Source organism: Liquorilactobacillus sicerae, from assembly GCF_029916425.1.
Classification (GTDB): Bacteria; Bacillota; Bacilli; order Lactobacillales; family Lactobacillaceae; genus Liquorilactobacillus; species Liquorilactobacillus sicerae.
In genome coordinates, this window is sequence record NZ_JAHAVQ010000338.1 from 1 (window position 1) to 401 (window position 401).

Genomic DNA, 401 nt, shown 5'->3' on the forward strand with positions numbered 1-401 from the left:
AGGTAATTGGATCACCAGACAATGATTTTACAGTATCAATTGCTCTTTGCAAATAATCAATATTAACAGTCCATAATGAGCGAATATTAGCTATTTCTTCAGCACTAGCGCCTTTTTTCTTCATATAATTTATTTTGTCGCCGACAATTTTGGTCGACAAGCGATCGGTAATCAAATAATCGTGCTTAATCTGATCTTCGCTAATTCCTAGCGCTTCCATAAAGAGCATCGAAGCGACTCCTGTTCGATCTTTACCAGCCGTACAATGAAAAGCCAGGGTCTGCTTTTCTTCCAACAACAAAACAAAAAACTTGCGGTAAGCAGAATTTGAAAATTCATCAGCGACTAAATGCTCATAATTGTTAATCATGTTTAAATATCCGGAATTCTTTTCTTTGTAC

Annotated in this window: 1 protein-coding gene; it reads right to left on the minus strand. The window is 36.2% G+C overall.

Annotation, left to right across the window (positions count from 1 at the left end):
* On the minus strand, positions 1-370 hold a 370-nt coding region (locus KH893_RS12735; RefSeq protein ID WP_281166390.1), incomplete at its 3' end, for a tyrosine-protein phosphatase.
* Positions 371-401: the final 31 nt, after the last annotated feature.